This is a genomic window from Ensifer adhaerens (assembly GCF_028993555.1).
GTDB classification, from domain to species: Bacteria; Pseudomonadota; Alphaproteobacteria; order Rhizobiales; family Rhizobiaceae; genus Ensifer; species Ensifer adhaerens_I.
This window is the reverse complement of record NZ_CP118610.1, coordinates 2,032,087-2,046,649: the sequence shown is the minus strand read 5'-3', so window position 1 is coordinate 2,046,649 and position 14,563 is coordinate 2,032,087. Positions and strand designations below refer to the sequence as shown.

Annotated in this window: 15 protein-coding genes and 1 riboswitch; of the genes, 7 read left to right on the top strand and 8 right to left on the bottom strand. The window is 63.3% G+C overall.

Annotated elements, in window-relative coordinates; translation table 11 throughout:
* Positions 1-129: 129 nt before the first annotated feature.
* Together PWG15_RS09990 and PWG15_RS09985 are read right to left on the bottom strand one after the other, a co-directional pair.
* The gene (locus tag PWG15_RS09990; protein ID WP_275024261.1) at positions 130-1,878 is read right to left on the bottom strand and encodes an adenylate/guanylate cyclase domain-containing protein; all 1,749 of its coding nucleotides are present in this window, start codon (positions 1,876-1,878) and stop codon (positions 130-132) included.
* 490 nt (positions 1,879-2,368) lie between these two features.
* Positions 2,369-3,019 (bottom strand): S24 family peptidase, encoded by a 651-nt coding sequence (locus PWG15_RS09985; protein ID WP_275024260.1) that lies wholly within the window; start codon positions 3,017-3,019, stop codon positions 2,369-2,371.
* 1,027 nt (positions 3,020-4,046) lie between these two features.
* Here PWG15_RS09985 and PWG15_RS09980 point away from each other — a divergent pair.
* The 4 genes from PWG15_RS09980 (at position 4,047) to PWG15_RS09965 (ending at position 6,659) form a co-directional block, all read left to right on the top strand.
* Complete coding sequence (locus tag PWG15_RS09980) at positions 4,047-4,823, top strand: hypothetical protein (protein WP_275024491.1); 777 nt, start codon at positions 4,047-4,049, stop codon at positions 4,821-4,823.
* Positions 4,744-5,280 carry a hypothetical protein gene (locus PWG15_RS09975; RefSeq protein WP_275024259.1) on the top strand — a complete coding sequence of 179 codons (537 nt, stop codon included), beginning with the start codon at positions 4,744-4,746 and terminating at the stop codon, positions 5,278-5,280. Before PWG15_RS09980 ends, PWG15_RS09975 begins: the two co-directional genes overlap by 80 nt.
* 169 nt (positions 5,281-5,449) lie before the next feature.
* Positions 5,450-5,953 (top strand): helix-turn-helix domain-containing protein, encoded by a 504-nt coding sequence (locus PWG15_RS09970; protein ID WP_275024258.1) that lies wholly within the window; start codon positions 5,450-5,452, stop codon positions 5,951-5,953.
* A gap of 103 nt (positions 5,954-6,056) precedes the next feature.
* Positions 6,057-6,659, top strand: coding sequence for a hypothetical protein (locus tag PWG15_RS09965; protein ID WP_275024257.1), 603 nt, complete (start codon positions 6,057-6,059; stop codon positions 6,657-6,659).
* 201 nt (positions 6,660-6,860) lie between these two features.
* Here the strand turns inward: PWG15_RS09965 and PWG15_RS09960 are convergent, their stop codons facing one another.
* Entirely contained in the window at positions 6,861-7,766 is a 906-nt protein-coding gene (locus tag PWG15_RS09960; RefSeq protein WP_275024256.1) for a LysR family transcriptional regulator, read from the bottom strand.
* Positions 7,767-7,952: 186 nt separating this feature from the next.
* On the opposite strand from PWG15_RS09960, the gene PWG15_RS09955 reads away from it, so the two are divergent.
* Positions 7,953-8,927 (top strand): alpha/beta hydrolase family protein, encoded by a 975-nt coding sequence (locus PWG15_RS09955; protein ID WP_275024255.1) that lies wholly within the window; start codon positions 7,953-7,955, stop codon positions 8,925-8,927.
* Between the two features lie 201 nt (positions 8,928-9,128).
* Here PWG15_RS09955 and PWG15_RS09950 read toward each other — a convergent pair whose 3' ends face one another.
* A complete protein-coding gene (locus tag PWG15_RS09950; protein WP_275024254.1) occupies positions 9,129-9,599 on the bottom strand; it encodes a nucleoside deaminase in 471 nt (156 codons plus the stop codon).
* Positions 9,600-9,800: 201 nt separating this feature from the next.
* Positions 9,801-9,862, top strand: a riboswitch (Fluoride riboswitch).
* 30 nt (positions 9,863-9,892) lie between these two features.
* Between PWG15_RS09950 and crcB the strand changes: the two genes are divergently transcribed.
* On the top strand, positions 9,893-10,267 hold the full coding sequence (gene crcB, locus PWG15_RS09945; protein WP_275024253.1) for a fluoride efflux transporter CrcB: 375 nt from the start codon (positions 9,893-9,895) through the stop codon (positions 10,265-10,267).
* Between the two features lie 200 nt (positions 10,268-10,467).
* Here the strand turns inward: crcB and PWG15_RS09940 are convergent, their stop codons facing one another.
* The 3 genes from PWG15_RS09940 to PWG15_RS09930 all read right to left on the bottom strand — a co-directional run bounded on the left by PWG15_RS09940 (position 10,468) and on the right by PWG15_RS09930 (position 12,686).
* A complete protein-coding gene (locus PWG15_RS09940; protein WP_275024252.1) occupies positions 10,468-11,118 on the bottom strand; it encodes a glutathione S-transferase family protein in 651 nt (216 codons plus the stop codon).
* Positions 11,119-11,256: 138 nt separating this feature from the next.
* Positions 11,257-11,649: a nuclear transport factor 2 family protein gene (locus PWG15_RS09935; RefSeq protein WP_275024251.1), complete on the bottom strand. Its 393-nt coding sequence runs from the start codon at positions 11,647-11,649 to the stop codon at positions 11,257-11,259.
* Positions 11,650-11,735: 86 nt separating this feature from the next.
* The gene (locus PWG15_RS09930; protein ID WP_275024250.1) at positions 11,736-12,686 is read right to left on the bottom strand and encodes a PLP-dependent cysteine synthase family protein; all 951 of its coding nucleotides are present in this window, start codon (positions 12,684-12,686) and stop codon (positions 11,736-11,738) included.
* A 91-nt stretch (positions 12,687-12,777) separates the two neighbouring features.
* On the opposite strand from PWG15_RS09930, the gene PWG15_RS09925 reads away from it, so the two are divergent.
* Positions 12,778-13,740, top strand: coding sequence for a GlxA family transcriptional regulator (locus PWG15_RS09925; protein ID WP_275024249.1), 963 nt, complete (start codon positions 12,778-12,780; stop codon positions 13,738-13,740).
* Here PWG15_RS09925 and PWG15_RS09920 read toward each other — a convergent pair.
* A complete protein-coding gene (locus tag PWG15_RS09920; RefSeq protein ID WP_275024248.1) occupies positions 13,737-14,402 on the bottom strand; it encodes a hypothetical protein in 666 nt (221 codons plus the stop codon). The genes PWG15_RS09925 and PWG15_RS09920 overlap by 4 nt on opposite strands.
* Positions 14,403-14,563: the final 161 nt, after the last annotated feature.

The window sequence follows — 14,563 nt, the reverse complement described above, 5'->3', positions numbered from 1 at the left end:
CTTGCCTTGCTAGGCCGTGAACCCATAAATCAGCCGGGCGGACGACTTGCCGGCGTCCGCCATGCACCAAAAGCGACCGATGTTTGTAGCGCAGCTAAAAGAAGCAAGGGGCCACAGGCAGAAGTTAACTCAAACTGCTCGCAAGGGGCGCACATACTGCTCCGGCAGCCCCGCCTTCCGCAGGGCATCAATCAAGTGTTGCTGAGCTTCAGGGAGTGCGTAGTGCAGTACCTGGATCACATTCCGAAGCGATAAATCCGGTTTCATCAGCTTCACCTTGGCGATCACCTCACTTGCACCCGTCAAGTCGCCCAGTTGCGCGCGCGCGGCGGCCAGGTACAAGAGGCCGCAGGAGCGTTGTACAGGGGCACTCTCGAGCGCTTCGACTGCCTCAGCATACCGAGCAAGGTCAAAGAGCGTCAGGCCGCGAACCGCTGCAAACCAATCGGGCACGAAGGGACCCAAGCCTATGGCGGCATCGATTGTGGCCAACGCATTGGCCGGCCTGCCACTGGCACGCTGCCAGTTCGCGTAGTCGCCCTTGATCTGTATATCGGCCGGATTGAGTGTCAGCGCCCTGTCAAAATGGACGCGTGAATGGTCATGGTCGCCTGTCCAAAGGTAGTAGAGCGCTCTTGCCCAGTGAGACGTGGCGTCGTTGGCATCTAGCTCCAGCGCTTGTTTCGAAGCGCTCTCAGCCTTGGCCATCTGATCGTCATGGAGCACAATGATATTGCTGATGGTAAGAGCTATCGCCAGCCAGGCATGCGCAAGTGCAAAATGCGGATCGATGGCAATTGCCCGCTCAAGCAGTGGTACGGCTTCGGCATCACGCTGATGGTCACATAGATTGCGGCCTTGTAACAGGCAGTCATATGCAGACCAGCTGGTCGTTGGTTTTGCGCGGGCCTTTGCTGCTTCTGCAGCGGCCATACGGCCCTCCAGCATTGTTACGATTGCGGCAACGACAAGGTCCTGGACAGCGAAGATATCCTGCGCATCGCGATCGTAGCGGTCGGCCCAGACGTGCGTGCCGGTCGTGGCATCGACCAACTGGGCTGTGATGCGAATTCGGTCGCCCAGTTTGCGCAGACTACCCTCAACGACATAGGCAACGCCCAGTTCGCGCGCTACTTCGATAGGACTTTTTCCCTTGTTGGCAAAATGAAACGATGCGTGGCGAGCGACGACGGACAGGCCGCGAAAGCGGGCGAGTTCTGTAATGAGATCCTCGGTGATCCCATCGGAAATGTACTCCTGCCCGGGATCACCACTCATGTTGGTAAATGGCAGTACTGCTATGGACGGTTTGATTCGTTCGACCGCTGTTGCTCGCACCGATGTTCCTGAGGGAGCGCCCAGGCTATAGACCCGGACCGGCTGGGCGATGTTCTTGAGTTGCTGCTCACCCATGTCTTCAAACGAGAGATCAAGGCGACTTCCTATGTTGTCATGAACCATGCCGGTGACCGTAATGCCGCCCGCCGGGGCAAGTCCCTCGATCCGCACAGCGACGTTCACGCCTTCCCCGAAAACATCGCCATCCTCAGCAATCACATCCCCCAGGTTGACGCCAATGCGCAGCTGGATGGCTCGGTCCCCTGACAGCTCTGCGCTCCGTGCTGCCATATCCTTCTGTAACGCAACTGCGCAGGCCACCGCCTTCACCACGCTGGGGAACTCCGCAAGGAAGCCATCCCCCATCGACTTGAACAGCCGACCCTGATGCTCGGCGATCCTGGTTTCGATCACTTCGGCGCGGAGGTTCTGCACGGCCGTCAAGGTGCCGTCCTCGTCCACGCCCATGAGGCGACTGTAACCGACTACATCGGCGGCAAGGATGGCAGCCAGACGGCGCTGAACGGACCTCTCAACCACGCGGTAGTGTCCCTGTTGGTCACCTACAGCGCCGCGCGTCTTGTCAGACGCGCAAAGGTCGCTGTAGCACTTTGAATTGCTGCATGTTTTTGTGCTTCAATCGGCTACGATTAAAGGAAACATGCAGTAGGCTCGCTTGCAGAGTCCGGTTGATGACACGATAGCACAGCCGCGCCGGTCGGTAACCAGTTGTCCCAGAGCGAAGTCGGGCTGCTACGCGTCATGTCTGCCAGGAGTCGTTGGCGACCGGGTCGGGCCTGTGGCAGGTTCGGCCAAGTCCGCCATGCCGCCGAAAGCGGCAGCAAATTCAAGGCATCAGCGGCAAGGCCATAAGTCCTGGACCTTGCCGGGGCGATCGCCGCGGCAAGCCGGCGCCCATCGCTCGACGGTTGAGCGCGTAACCAGCCAGGCGGCGCTGCACGAATTGAATCAGGGAAGCGGTATAGACTATTGAATATACGGGGATATTTCCGCTTTGTCCTTGCGGGCCTTAGCGGGCGCTGTATTTGCCGACGACCCGGTGGCAGAAGGACCACTCGACCCGGCTCTCGGTGAATTCGAGGAAAGGGTTGTACTGCCGCAGCGTCCATTCGCGGTCGTTGAAGGAGACCAGCCGCTTGATGATCGCTTCGGCATCGTTGGCGGGCGGCACGTGATAGAGCACCACGTCCTTGTCACGCGCCGGCGGCAGATGCGGATGGACGAGCGCCATGTCGCCGGGCTCATAGGCCGGGATCATCGAACTGCCGGTGAGATAGATGCCGTAGGCGCCCTTGACGCCCTCGAGCACCGACGGGCGCTTGACATATTCGACCGCATCGAAGGTGACGATGACGTGGCCGTCGCCGCCTTGCGCTGCGGCGAAGATCGGCAGGTCGCGATGGCCGACGAGCTGTTCGCCCGGCACGATCTGCGGCGCAAAGCCGGGCGCGCGCCTGAGCGGCGCTTCGCCGGCGGCGGGTGCGCCCTGGATCAGGTCGACGATCGTGCGGGCGTCGCGCTCACGCAGTTCGCGCGGCGTCTCGCGCTCGACGAACTGCTGGATATAGGCATGGTTCTTCGCGATCGCGATCGACAGATCCTTGTAGGTCGTCCTTTTCGCGTCGACTGCTTCCCGGATAAGGCGGCGCAACTCGTCCATGGCACTGGCATCCCAGATTCCGTTTCTTACGTCCAATAGGAAATTTCCTCTTGATGAGGGTAGGAAATCCTACTATGAATAGGATGTCAACGGAAATGAGCGGTGCAAATCACCCGATGTTTCCGATGAAGCTGGCTTTGCCAGCGCCTTGACGGGCGCGCGGCTTTGTCATGGCCCACGGATCGGTCGCCGCAGCGAGTGCGGCGAGCATTTTTAAGAACGGCTGCCTGTTTTCCCGATCGGCGACGATTTCGGAGGCTTGCAGCCGGCGAGAGGTTCCGTTTCCTCCCCGGAGCCTCTCGCCCTTCGATGACGATGTTTGGGTCGGTTCGACCCAGCATCACGAGCGCCATCGAAATTGGCTCGAGCGGGATGCGGACGGGAAGCCGCGCGCAGTGTCCTCCTCAAGCTTCAATTCGGCGCCGGCAAGCCGTCACTGGCGCATGCCTCGTCTGCCGAACCGGCAATGGTTGCGGCTGGCGGCGTGCGCGGTCCGGGCGCCGGGAGCAGGCGGCTGCGCCCCTTGCGGGTGCTTTGCCGGCTCGCCAGCCCGACGTGGCATCCGTCGTCCCTGCGTGCCTTCCTTCCGGATGCACGGCGCGAGGGACCGAAGGGCCCGACCGGTCCGCCCATTCGGGGCCGATCCCGGAGGCGGCTTGCCGGCACGGTGGGGAGACAACCGGAATTGGCGCGCGATGTGCGCGATGGGATGGCCGTGCCAGACGGGGCGGCCAAAGGCGAAGGCATGGGAAAAAGGCATGGCGCAGGACAGTCTGACAGGAAAGTCTGGGGTATCCCGCTCTCAAGTGGAAACACTGGCGGCGGAAAGATGCTCCGGAATCAAAGTGCTGGAGCGCCCTTTGTGCGTACCGTTTTACGCACGTCGCTCTAGAGAGCGGGATGGACGATCCCTGGAAAGCAAGGGCGCGGGTGTTCGGCCGCCTTCGGTGCGCATCGGCGGCGGCGTTTTTGCGGCGGTGGCCGGCAAGGCCTTTGCCGCATCCCGGCCGGACGGGGAGTAGCGGCCATGCGCATCACCGCGATCGTCGAGGCTCTGGTTCAATCCGGTGCGTCGCCGGAGATGATCCTGTGCGCCGTGCGGGCCGCCGAAGCCGGGCAGCAGTCGGAGCTCGAGCGGCGCCGGGCAGGCGATCGCGAACGACAGCAGCGTCACCGGGCGCGCGTGACGTCACGCGATGTCACGGCGACAGCGGTGGGTGTCCTCTCTGATAAAGAAAGCTCCCCCGCACCCCCTAAAGAAACTAACTCTCCCGACACGACTCCGGCCGGGGGCGGCTCTCAGTTCGATCTCCAGCTGGGGGCGGACGATGCGGCGCGGTCGGGGCACGGCCGCAGGGCCAGCCGGCTGCCCGCGGCCTTCGAGCCGGATTGGGCGTTTGCCGCCGGGCTCGGCTTCGGGCCGGCCGAGGCGACAGTCGAATTCGACAAGTTTCGCGACTACTGGACCGCCAAATCCGGCCGCAACGCCACCAAGCTCGACTGGGCGGCCACCTGGCGGAACTGGATGCGCAATGCCGGCCCGCCGAAGAGGGCGGGTGGATCCAGCACTGCCGGCCGACCGAGGGCGGGGAGCCGGGCCGGTGACGCCAGAACACAGCGACGCGGGCACCGCCAGCAGGCGCCGCCGCACGAGACCGCCTTTGCCCGCCACCAGCGGGAATGCAGACAAGCGATTGAGAACGAAATCAAAGGAAACCGAAACAATGACCCTTTTGGAAATGATGACCTTGCCGGCGCAGGCCCGGCTTTCGACCTTGAGCCGGGAGATTACCGCGCTCACTGAACGGCTGGCGCCGGCAAACGAGGCGGCGGTGCTGCGCAGCCTCGATGCGATGCAGACGGCCGGCATGACGATGCCGCAGGGGATCGAGCCGAAGAAGATCCTCACCGTCTACCACTATGCGCTGTCCGGCGTGCCGGGCTGCGGCCTGGCGGCGGCGACGCAGAAGCTGATCCGCGGTGACTATGCGGCCAACGCCAACGTGCTTCTGGGCACGATCCCGAAACCGCCGGTGCTGGCAGCACTGGCAAAGGCGGAGGCGCTGGGCATGCGGGCCGAGCTTGCCCGCAAGCGCGAGACGATCGCCGCTCTGAAACCCTGCGATGGCGCCCGTTCGGACGCCAGCCGCGCCCGCGTTCGCGCAAGGCTCGAAGCGTTTCGCCAGACACACGCAGCTGCCAAGGCGGCCGCCGAGACCACAGGCGCGCTTGCACCGCGGGTGATCCACCATGCAGCCTGAGGCAACGGAACGCACGACGGGACAGACGCCAGCAGGCGCCGGGACAAGCGGCGTTGGCGCGCGGGCGAGGACCGTGCCCGGGGCTGGCGGTGACGATACGGGGAGTGGCCACCGGCGACGTGGTGGAGAGGCGCGCAGGGACGGCAGTGCAGAGGTTATGGCGACGCGGATGACGGCAGGCAATGGGGCGGAGCAGAACGTGGTGGCGTCAGGTCACGCCCGGGCCGATGGTTCTTTCGGGCAGGCCGTGGCTGACGGCGAGACGGCGCCCGCCGCGACGCTGGAGGATCTGGCGGGCATGGTTGCGGTTCAGGTGCGCACGCAGACGCGGCGGATCGCGGAGCTGGAACTGGCGCTCGCCGATGCGGAGGCGCGGCTTTTATCGCAGGCGCGGGTGATCTGCGGCGCGGCGGATGCAGCGGGCGGCGATCTTTTCAGCCGACGGCCGGTGCGCGAGATCATCGAGGACGTGCTCGGTGCCTATCCCGGCATCAGCTGGGAGGAGATCATCGGCGTTGGCCGCGAGCGCCGCCTGGTCGAACCGCGCCACCGCTGCATGGCCGCCGTCTACGAGGAGCGCAAGGATCTGTCGCTGCCGGCGCTCGGCCGCATCTTCCACCGCGACCACACGTCGGTGCTGCATGCGGTGAACAGGCGCGGTGCCAGCAGGTGACGGCAAGCTTCTGATTTTTTGTGTGATTTTTTTGCCTGCGCGCAGCCGGAGCCCGCGGTTCCGGCAGAGCGATGACGTATGAATGAAACGAGGAAACGGTACGATGACATCCAAGGCAGAACGCATCCGCATCAAGCGCGCCAGCCGGGCCGGCCGGCCGCGCAAGGCCAATGTGGCGCGCTATCCCGGTGGGCAGATCAAGCACGGCGAAACCGAACGGGAGGTGCGTTCGGTGGCGCTCGATGCGCGCAAGCGCATGCATTTTTCCGGCAAGCGCGACGTCGATGTGGCGAGCCCCTTTGCCGGCTACACGCTCGGCCGCATGTTCCTCGACGGCAAGCTGACGGCGCATGAGCGCGAGGCCGGCGACGAGTACGCCCGGCAAATGGCGCGCTACTACAGCCTCACCGGCATTCCCTTTCCGAGTGTCCGGGCGCAGTCGCTCTTCAGCGTCAAGGGCTTTGCCGGCGAGACCAGCGCCGAGCGCGCCCGCAGCGCCCGACGGGCCGCCAACCGGATGATGGAGCTCGAAGGCGTGCTCCTGAAGCTGCAGGACGGACCGCAGGTGAAAACCACCGTCTTCAACGTCTGCATCATGGACTACGAGATGCTGCGCACCATGCCCGAGCCGCAACTTCTCTGGTTGAAGCGTGGGCTGAAGGAACTGCACTGGCACCTGGGACTGTCGCGGGAGAAGGAGGCGTGAGGCAGATGAAGTCCGCCCCTCATCCGCCTGCCGGCACCTTCTCCCCGCATGGCGGGGAGAAGGAACGTCGCAGTACCCGTTCGCTCCCCTTCACAGCTCCCAGATTTGGCCGGGGCTGGCCGCGATCTCATCGGTCGTCCGGTGCCCAAGGGCGCGACCCAAGCTGATTGCAGCTCAAGCGCATGGAACCATCGTCAAGCGCTATGGCGCGGTTTGCCGTGCGAGCGTTTTGCGCTGTTCGACAAGAAAGTCGACGAGCGCACGGGTCTTGGCGGGCATCTGGGCACGCGACGGCACGTAGAGATAGAAAGCGGGACGGGGATGAGCCCACGGGAGAAGGACACGCATCAGCGTGCCGTCCTGCAAATGCTGACGAACGCAGAGGTCAAGGTGCTGCACCAGACCGAGGCCCTCGAGTGCCGCCTGCAACATGCTGCCGTCGTCGTTGAAGACGGCATTACCCTGGGGCTCAAAGACCACGGTGCGTGCTTCCTCGCCGGGCGTAAGGAACGTCCAGCGGTCGATGGTGCCGCTTGAGGTGAAGCGATAGGACAGGCAGTTGTGGTGTTTCAGCTCCAGAGGAGTCTCGGGGACGCCATGGCGTTCGAAATACTGCGGCGCACCGACGATCGCCATCTCCAGCGGTGGCGTGATGGGCACCGCAATCATGTGCTCGTCCAGGCTCTCACCCAAGCGGATGCCGGCGTCGAGCCCTTCAGCCACGATGTTGGAGAAGCCGTCGTCAGTCACCAGCTCCAGCCGCAGCTTCGGGTAGCGCGCCAGGAACGCTGCCATATGCGGCTCGATCAACGAGCGCGCCGCGACGCGTGAGACGGACAGGCGGATTGTGCCCGACGGTTCCGTGCCGGCCTCTCCGAGGTCCGTGACCGCGCCCTCGATCGCGGCGAGTGCGGGCTGCAGCACGTCGAACAGACGCTGGCCTTCCTCGGTCAACGACATGTCGCGCGTCGTGCGGTTCAAGAGCCGCACGTTCAGGTGCCGCTCAAGGGATTTCAGGTGCTGCGACACGGTTGCACGCGTCACCTCCATTTCCAAGGCGGCCTTGGTGAAGCTGCGGCGGCGGGCGACGTGCACGAACCACGCCATGGCGGGAAGCAGAGACGGATCTAGCGGCATATTGTCAGTTATCACTTAACACTGATGTCATGTCCAGACGGTTTATTCGACCCATTCGCCCACGTAAAATGTAGCCCATACCCACCGAGATCCTGTCTGGCATAAAGCGCATGGTCTCGGGTTGCGGCATCTTCGAACAGGCAAAGGAGCCTCGTCATGACCGGAATTTCAAAGGAAAGAATGCAGAAGGCCCTGGAGCAGGAAAAGACCATCTCCGCGGACGATCACGCCAAGGTCAAGGCGCTCGCCGGCATGGTCAAGATGCCGCGCAGCTTCATCTTCAAGAACCCCGACACATACGGCATGGAAGGCTGGCACGACCTGTCGATCCCGTCGGACGACGGCACGCCGCTTGAAGCCTGGTACATTCCGGCCAAGGGCGGCGAGAGCAACAAGCTTGTCATCTTCAACCACGCCCTTCCCATGTGCCGCGCCGGCTATCCCGGCCACATGGGCGCGCCGTGGGGCAACTTCATCGAGCCGGTCGAGATCGACTTCGTCATCCAGTACAAGCATCTGACCGACGCCGGCTACAACGTGCTGACCTACGACTTCCGCAATCACGGGCAGAGCGGGGCTGCCAATGGCGGCGTCTGCGGCGTCGGCCAGTGGGAATGGCGTGACTGCGTCGGCGTGAAGAAATTCGTCGACGCCCATCCGCGCCTGGGCAAAATGGACGTTGCCCTGTTCAGCCAGTGCCTGGGCGGCGTTTCGCAATATGCGGCGATCACCAAGCACCCCGAGCTGTTCGAGAACGTCAAGTGCCTGCTGAGCCCGCTCGTCCCGAACATGACGTCGGTCTTCACCAAACTCTCGGGCTATCAGGGCATTGCTCAGTACCAGGAACTGATCGACCTGGAGATTCTGAAGCTCGGCGGATTTGCTGCCGCTGACATGTCGGGCAGATTGTGGGCTCCGAACGTCAAGCTGCCGGTCTTCATGTGGCAGGTGCTCGACGATGCCGTCATCAACAATCCGAGTGACGCCGAGAGCACCTTCGACGCGCTGGCGAGCAATGACAAGGAACTCTACTGGATCGAGGGTACGACCAAGCGCTTCGAGGACGGCTACAACTGGTTTGGCCGCCACCCCGAGAAGGTGCTGTCCTATCTGGCCAGGTACATGAACTGACGCCCTGCAGCGCTGCGTGTCTTGTCAGACTCGCAGCGCTCTAGCACTTTGAATTTCTGCATGTTTTTGTCCATTAATCGATTACGATCAAAGGAAACGTGCAGTAAGGCGGATACCGGTGCGGCCGTTCTTGAAAATGCCAGCGGGGTCGCTCCGGTGTTTGCGGATATGGCCGCACTTTCCGCTGTCGGGTGAGCCGCGTCAGCGTTTCCAGAAGCTGCGGTGGGGGGAGAGCAGTTCGTCCTCGATCTCGGGGAAGGGGCCAACGACCTCGATCGGCTTCTGGCCGGAGGCAAGGACGGTGCGTGACGCGAGGTTCATGGTCGGGTTTTCGGGGTGGTCGCCGGTTTCGGCAAGGAGTTTCTCCTCCTCGTAGCCATAGACCAGACGGCCGATATTGGCCCAGTAGAGCGTGCCGGTGCACATGGCGCAGGGCTCGCCGGTCGAAACCAGCGTGCAGGACCACAGGAATTTAGCCGGATAGGCGGCCGCGGCGCGCCGAGCAAGTTCGGTCTCGGCGTGGCGCACGGTGTCGAGGTTGCCCTGGCGCATCAGGATGCGATCGTCGGGGCCGACCAGGACCGCGCCGAACGGATGATGGCCATGCTGGGCTGCCTCGCGCGCGACTTCGTCGGCGGCGCGAAGGTGGGCGAGCATCTGATCGCGGGTCATGCCGGTTGCTCCTCAAAGGTCGGGGAAGACGACTGGAACGGGCTTTGTCAGGCGACTATAACCCGGAAATCGAATGGCCGGAATTGGCGTTGCCCGGCCTTTGCCGGACACGTCCGCCGCTGCATTCGCAAGCGGGCGGGCGGCCGATCGCGTCGGTCTCGCGGCCCAGACGTTGATCGGCGAGCGGTTTCGGCCTATATATCCATGCACGGGAATGGCGTTTCCCCTACAACCGCACTGATGCTGATGACGCCTGCTGACGATCGCCCCTGGCGGGCGCGCAGGAGGCCTGAATGCGGTTTCTTCTTGTTTTTCTTGGTTCCGGTATCGGTGGCGTGCTTCGCCACGGCGTTGGGCTTCTCGCCGTGCGGATGCTGGGGGCCGGCTTTCCCTATGGCACGCTTGCGATCAACGTGATCGGCTCGGCCCTGATGGGGCTGATCGCCGGGCTGTTTGCAGCACTTGACCCCTCGGCCCATGATGTCCGGCTGTTCCTGGCGACCGGCATCATCGGCGGCTTCACCACGTTCTCGACCTTCTCTCTCGATGTGGTGTCGCTGTGGGAGCGCGGGCAGCCGACCGCTTCCGTCGCCTATCTGCTGACGAGCCTCGTCGTTTCCGTCTCGGCGTTGATGCTGACGCTTGCGCTGGTGCGGCGGTTCGTGTGACGGGCCGAACGCTTGCCATTTCCGCACCGAGATGCTGATGCCGCTCGACCCGAGGCAGTCGATGTTCGAGCGAGCTTAGAACATCGCGTCGGGCGAGACGCTTGGGAGGCGTTGATAGCGGGCGAGCCACGATCCCTCCACGACGAGCGCTCCAGAGCGAAGCCCGGGCGCGCCGGGACCTTCTTGCGGCGGACAATCTGTCAGCCTGCCGAGGCGGCGGCAGCGACGGCGAGTTGGGCTTCGAAGGCGCGCTTGTAGGCGGGGCGTGCTTCGCCGCGGGCGACGTAGGCGGCGAGGTTCGGATACTCCTCGAGAATCCCGGACCCATGCAGCCGGCGCAGCACCGTCACCATCAGGAGGTCGCCGGCGCTAAAAGGTCCATCGAGCCAGTCGGCATCGCCAAGGTGCTTGGAGAGGCTGGCGAGCCGCATGCGGATGACGTCTTCAAGGGCGCGCAGGCGGTGTGCGTACCAGGGCTGGTCTCGTTCCAGGATCGTGGCGAGGCTGCGATCGAAGATCGGCGGCTCCACCGTGTTGAGGGCTGCAAACATCCAGGCAAGGGCCCGCGCCCGGGCATTTCTGCCATCCGGCAACAGGCCCTGGTGCTCTTCGGCGATGTGGAACACGATCGCGCCGGATTCGAACAGGGCGAGATCGCCGTCCTCATAGGTCGGGATCTGCCCGAAGGGCTGGATCGCCAGATGGGCGGGCTCTTTCATTTCCTTGAACGAGACGAGGCAGACGTCGTATGGCTCGCCGACCTCCTCAAGCGCCCAGCGAACGCGCATGTCCCGCGCCAGCCCCCGGCCGCGATCGGGCGAGCGTTCAAAGGCGGTGATCGTAATCGTCATCATGTCCTCCATCGCTTGGTCTGTCTCAAGGACGATCGGCTGCCTGAGAACCCGACACAACCCGGCACCTCGGGCAGCAATTGTCCGATCAGGGCCGAGACGCGCGCACATCGTGTTGCCGCCAATGGGGCGGTGGCGTCAGTCGTAGGCGAAAGGTTTCGTGATCGTACCCTGATGAAACAGCATCTGCCATTTCGAGCCGTCCCATTTCCAGATCGAGCTTCTGAGCGCATGGCGCTGCGACCCGTCGGCCTCGATGCGGTGCGTTCGGTAGGTGAGCAACACGGCATCGGGCGAGATGGGCGTAAGCCGGTAGTCGCCGGTGCGAAGTTCGGCGGTGTCCTCGCCGTTCTCCTCAACGAGGAGGTCGATGATTTCGGCGCGGTGATAGACACTGCCGGAGGCGCCGAACTCGACAAAGCCTTCGGCAAGCAGGTCCTCAAGTGCTGCACGCGAGCGGCGCACCGCGGGGCGGTGGAGCGCCTCTTCGAGCGCGCGGATGTGGGCGAGATCGGGCAGGGTGTGCGTCATCGTCGGTACGGTTCTTGGCCTTCTCTGTGCGGGACGCATGAAGAAGCACAGTTAGCCCATTCTGCGACCAAGGACCACTGAAGCCGTCAGGACAGCCTTTCACCGAGATCTCTCGCGAACGTCGAGAGATATTTCATGCCGGTATCGCACAGGGTGGTGACGACCGTTGCCTCAGGTCCCAGACGTTCGGCGACCCGGAGCGCTGCGGTCACGTTGGCGCCGGTGGAGGTGCCGCAGAAGAGGCCTTCCTCGGTAGCCAGGCGAAAGGCCATCGCTTTCGCGTCGGCGGTCGAGACCGGCTCGATCGCGTCGGCGATCTCCTTTTGCCAGAGCGGAACGATGTAGCCGGCGCCGACTCCATCGATCTTGTGGGCGCCGGAGGGGCCGCCGGAGAGAACCGCGGATTCGGCCGGCTCGACCGCGACCATGCGGATGCGATGGTCATGCCGGCGCATTCGCTCCGAGATCCCGCGGAGCGAGGCGCCGCTTCCGACAGCCTGGACGAAGGCGTCGATCCGGCCACCGGTCTGGTCCCAGATCTCGTCTGCCATTTTCGTGTAGGCCTGGAGCTGATCGGTATTCTCCATCTGGGCGGTGATGTAAGCGCCGGTTTCTTCGGCGATCCGGTGCGCCTCGCGGATCATGTCCCTGGTCAGCTTCTCCGTCTGTTTGCCGCCGTCGCTCGGAATGATCGTCAGCTTCGCGCCGAGGAGGCGCATATGGTCGAGCTTCTCCTTCGAGAAAGCGTCCGACGTCACGAGGTGCAGTGGATGCTTCTTCACGCCGCAGACGAGCGCGAGCGACACGCCGGTGCTGCCGCCGGTATATTCCACCACCGCACCGCCGGGCTTCAGTCGCCCGTCGGCCGCAGGAGCTTCGATCATCGCCAACGCCATGCGGTCCTTCATGCTTCCGGTCGGGTTCTGGCTTTCGAGCTTGAGGCGGATGCGTGCGCCGTTGGCGGGCCGGATGGTGCGCAGGTCGATAAGCGGCGTGTTGCCGATTGTATCAAGGATCGTTTTCGGGGAGCTGGTCATGACAACCTCACTGTTGAACTGGCCCGGAGGCTAGATCGCAGCCGCGCACCGGGCTACAGTCGTAAATGACAATTTTAGTGGTGATTGCGTCATGAAGCTTTCGGTTCTTGCGCTCGATGGTGTGTTCGACAGCGGCCTCGCCGTGCTGCTGGACACGTTCTCGGTCGCCAACGACCTTGCGGCAGGCGAGGGGATGCAGAGCCCGCTGCTCACCGTGAAGGTGGTGGGGGTGCGGCGCGAGGTTCGCACCGCGCTCGGCATGACCGCTGCCGTCGAGGCGATCGGGGGGCCCCGGCCGGACTGGGTGGCGGTGCCGGCGCTGAACACGCGGCAGCCGGAACAGTTGCAACAGGCGCTGGCGCGTCCGGATGTCTGCGAAGCAATCGGCTACCTGAGGGATAGTCACGGTGCGGGAGCGGGTCTCGCCAGCGCCTGTCTCGGCACTTTCCTGCTGGCAGAAACGGGGCTTCTCGATGATGCGGAGGCGACGACCAGCTGGCCGATGGCGCCACTGTTTCGCAAGCGCTATCCGAAGATCAGGCTCGACGACAGCCAGATGATCACGGTGTCGGGCCGGCTGGTGACGGCGGGCGCGATGATGGGGCATCTCGACCTCGCACTCTTTCTGGTGGCCCAGGCAAGCCCGGAGATCGCGTCGCTCGCCGCCCGCTTCATGCTGGTCGACAAGCGGTCGTCACAGGCGCGCTACATCGTCCCGAGCTACCTGGCGCAGACAGATCCGCTCGTCGACCGCTTCGAGCGTTGGGTGAGGGCCAATCTGGCGACGGGCTTCTCGCTGCCTGTGGCGGCCAAGGCCCTGTCCGTCGGCCCGAGGACGCTGCAGCGCCGGACCGAGGCGGTGCTCGGCAAGTCGCCGCTTGCCTTCGTGCAGGACTTAAGGGTTCAGCGCGCCCAGCATCTGGTCTCGATCGGGGTCGATCTCGAGACCGTGGCGAGCGAGGTCGGCTATGCCGATGCGGCGACACTCAGGACGCTGCTGCGCCGCCATCTCGGCCGCGGCGTGCGCGAGTTGCGGGCCGAGATGCAGGCTTAGCCTTCGCTGATACTCGCACGAGGGCGGTCATCGCCACTCTTCCATGCGGCAATCATGAAAGCCCATAGAATGATAAGGGCAGAAAGCAAGCCGTAGGATATGAATGTTATGATGTTAATGCTGTCCTGGTATCCAAGTAAATGCGATTGATGAAGGCATCTTTTGTCGCATATGAACGACTGACTGACTGAGAAGATCCAGTTTAAATAGTACCAGATACATAAAAATAGAAACCCGTACACTACCGTGTAGCGATTGTACTCTACGACATGGCGGACGCGTTTGCGCATTATCGCATCACACGCAATCATTCCTGACGTGAGCACCACCAGCGCGTATCCCGCATGTATGCGCCAAAAAGGGTCATACGCACTCATAAACAGGAACGTCACGAGCAACGAAAAGCTTGGGGAAAGAAGCATTCCCCAGTAATAGCCTAACTCGCTGTTGAAAAGGTATTTCTTACTCCTGCCGCGCCGGTATGTACGATAGTATTTGTATAGCGAGACGAAGAATATCGCAAAATATATGGCGCCGGTTCTTCCAATGATAGACGCGGATTCAAAATGCGCCATGGCGAACGAAGCAACCAGCAGTGCTGCTGGCACTGCGACTGCCTCAGCTTTGTTGCGTAGGTCTTTGATGCGCGGTTTCTTCGCCATGCAGGCATCCACTTTTCAGGCAGTCGGTTTCCGGCGAAGACGTCTTCAAAGGATCGTTGCGCCTATTTGCATAGAACAACTACAGGGCGAGCGCTGCAAGAATTTGGGGGCAGGCGTAGAATTTGGAGGGGATCGGGCGCCCCGTCTCTGGGCGGGCCTCT

Coding starts and splice junctions, on each gene's coding strand:
- PWG15_RS09985 (WP_275024260.1), bottom strand. CDS start 3,019: ATGGACGAGTTGCGCCGCCTTATCCGGGAAGCAGTCGACGCGAAAAGG.
- PWG15_RS09980 (WP_275024491.1), top strand. CDS start 4,047: ATGCGCATCACCGCGATCGTCGAGGCTCTGGTTCAATCCGGTGCGTCG.
- PWG15_RS09975 (WP_275024259.1), top strand. CDS start 4,744: ATGACCCTTTTGGAAATGATGACCTTGCCGGCGCAGGCCCGGCTTTCG.
- PWG15_RS09970 (WP_275024258.1), top strand. CDS start 5,450: ATGACGGCAGGCAATGGGGCGGAGCAGAACGTGGTGGCGTCAGGTCAC.
- PWG15_RS09965 (WP_275024257.1), top strand. CDS start 6,057: ATGACATCCAAGGCAGAACGCATCCGCATCAAGCGCGCCAGCCGGGCC.
- PWG15_RS09960 (WP_275024256.1), bottom strand. CDS start 7,766: ATGGCGTGGTTCGTGCACGTCGCCCGCCGCCGCAGCTTCACCAAGGCC.
- PWG15_RS09955 (WP_275024255.1), top strand. CDS start 7,953: ATGACCGGAATTTCAAAGGAAAGAATGCAGAAGGCCCTGGAGCAGGAA.
- PWG15_RS09950 (WP_275024254.1), bottom strand. CDS start 9,599: ATGACCCGCGATCAGATGCTCGCCCACCTTCGCGCCGCCGACGAAGTC.
- crcB (WP_275024253.1), top strand. CDS start 9,893: ATGCGGTTTCTTCTTGTTTTTCTTGGTTCCGGTATCGGTGGCGTGCTT.
- PWG15_RS09940 (WP_275024252.1), bottom strand. CDS start 11,118: ATGACGATTACGATCACCGCCTTTGAACGCTCGCCCGATCGCGGCCGG.
- PWG15_RS09935 (WP_275024251.1), bottom strand. CDS start 11,649: ATGACGCACACCCTGCCCGATCTCGCCCACATCCGCGCGCTCGAAGAG.
- PWG15_RS09930 (WP_275024250.1), bottom strand. CDS start 12,686: ATGACCAGCTCCCCGAAAACGATCCTTGATACAATCGGCAACACGCCG.
- PWG15_RS09925 (WP_275024249.1), top strand. CDS start 12,778: ATGAAGCTTTCGGTTCTTGCGCTCGATGGTGTGTTCGACAGCGGCCTC.
- PWG15_RS09920 (WP_275024248.1), bottom strand. CDS start 14,402: ATGGCGAAGAAACCGCGCATCAAAGACCTACGCAACAAAGCTGAGGCA.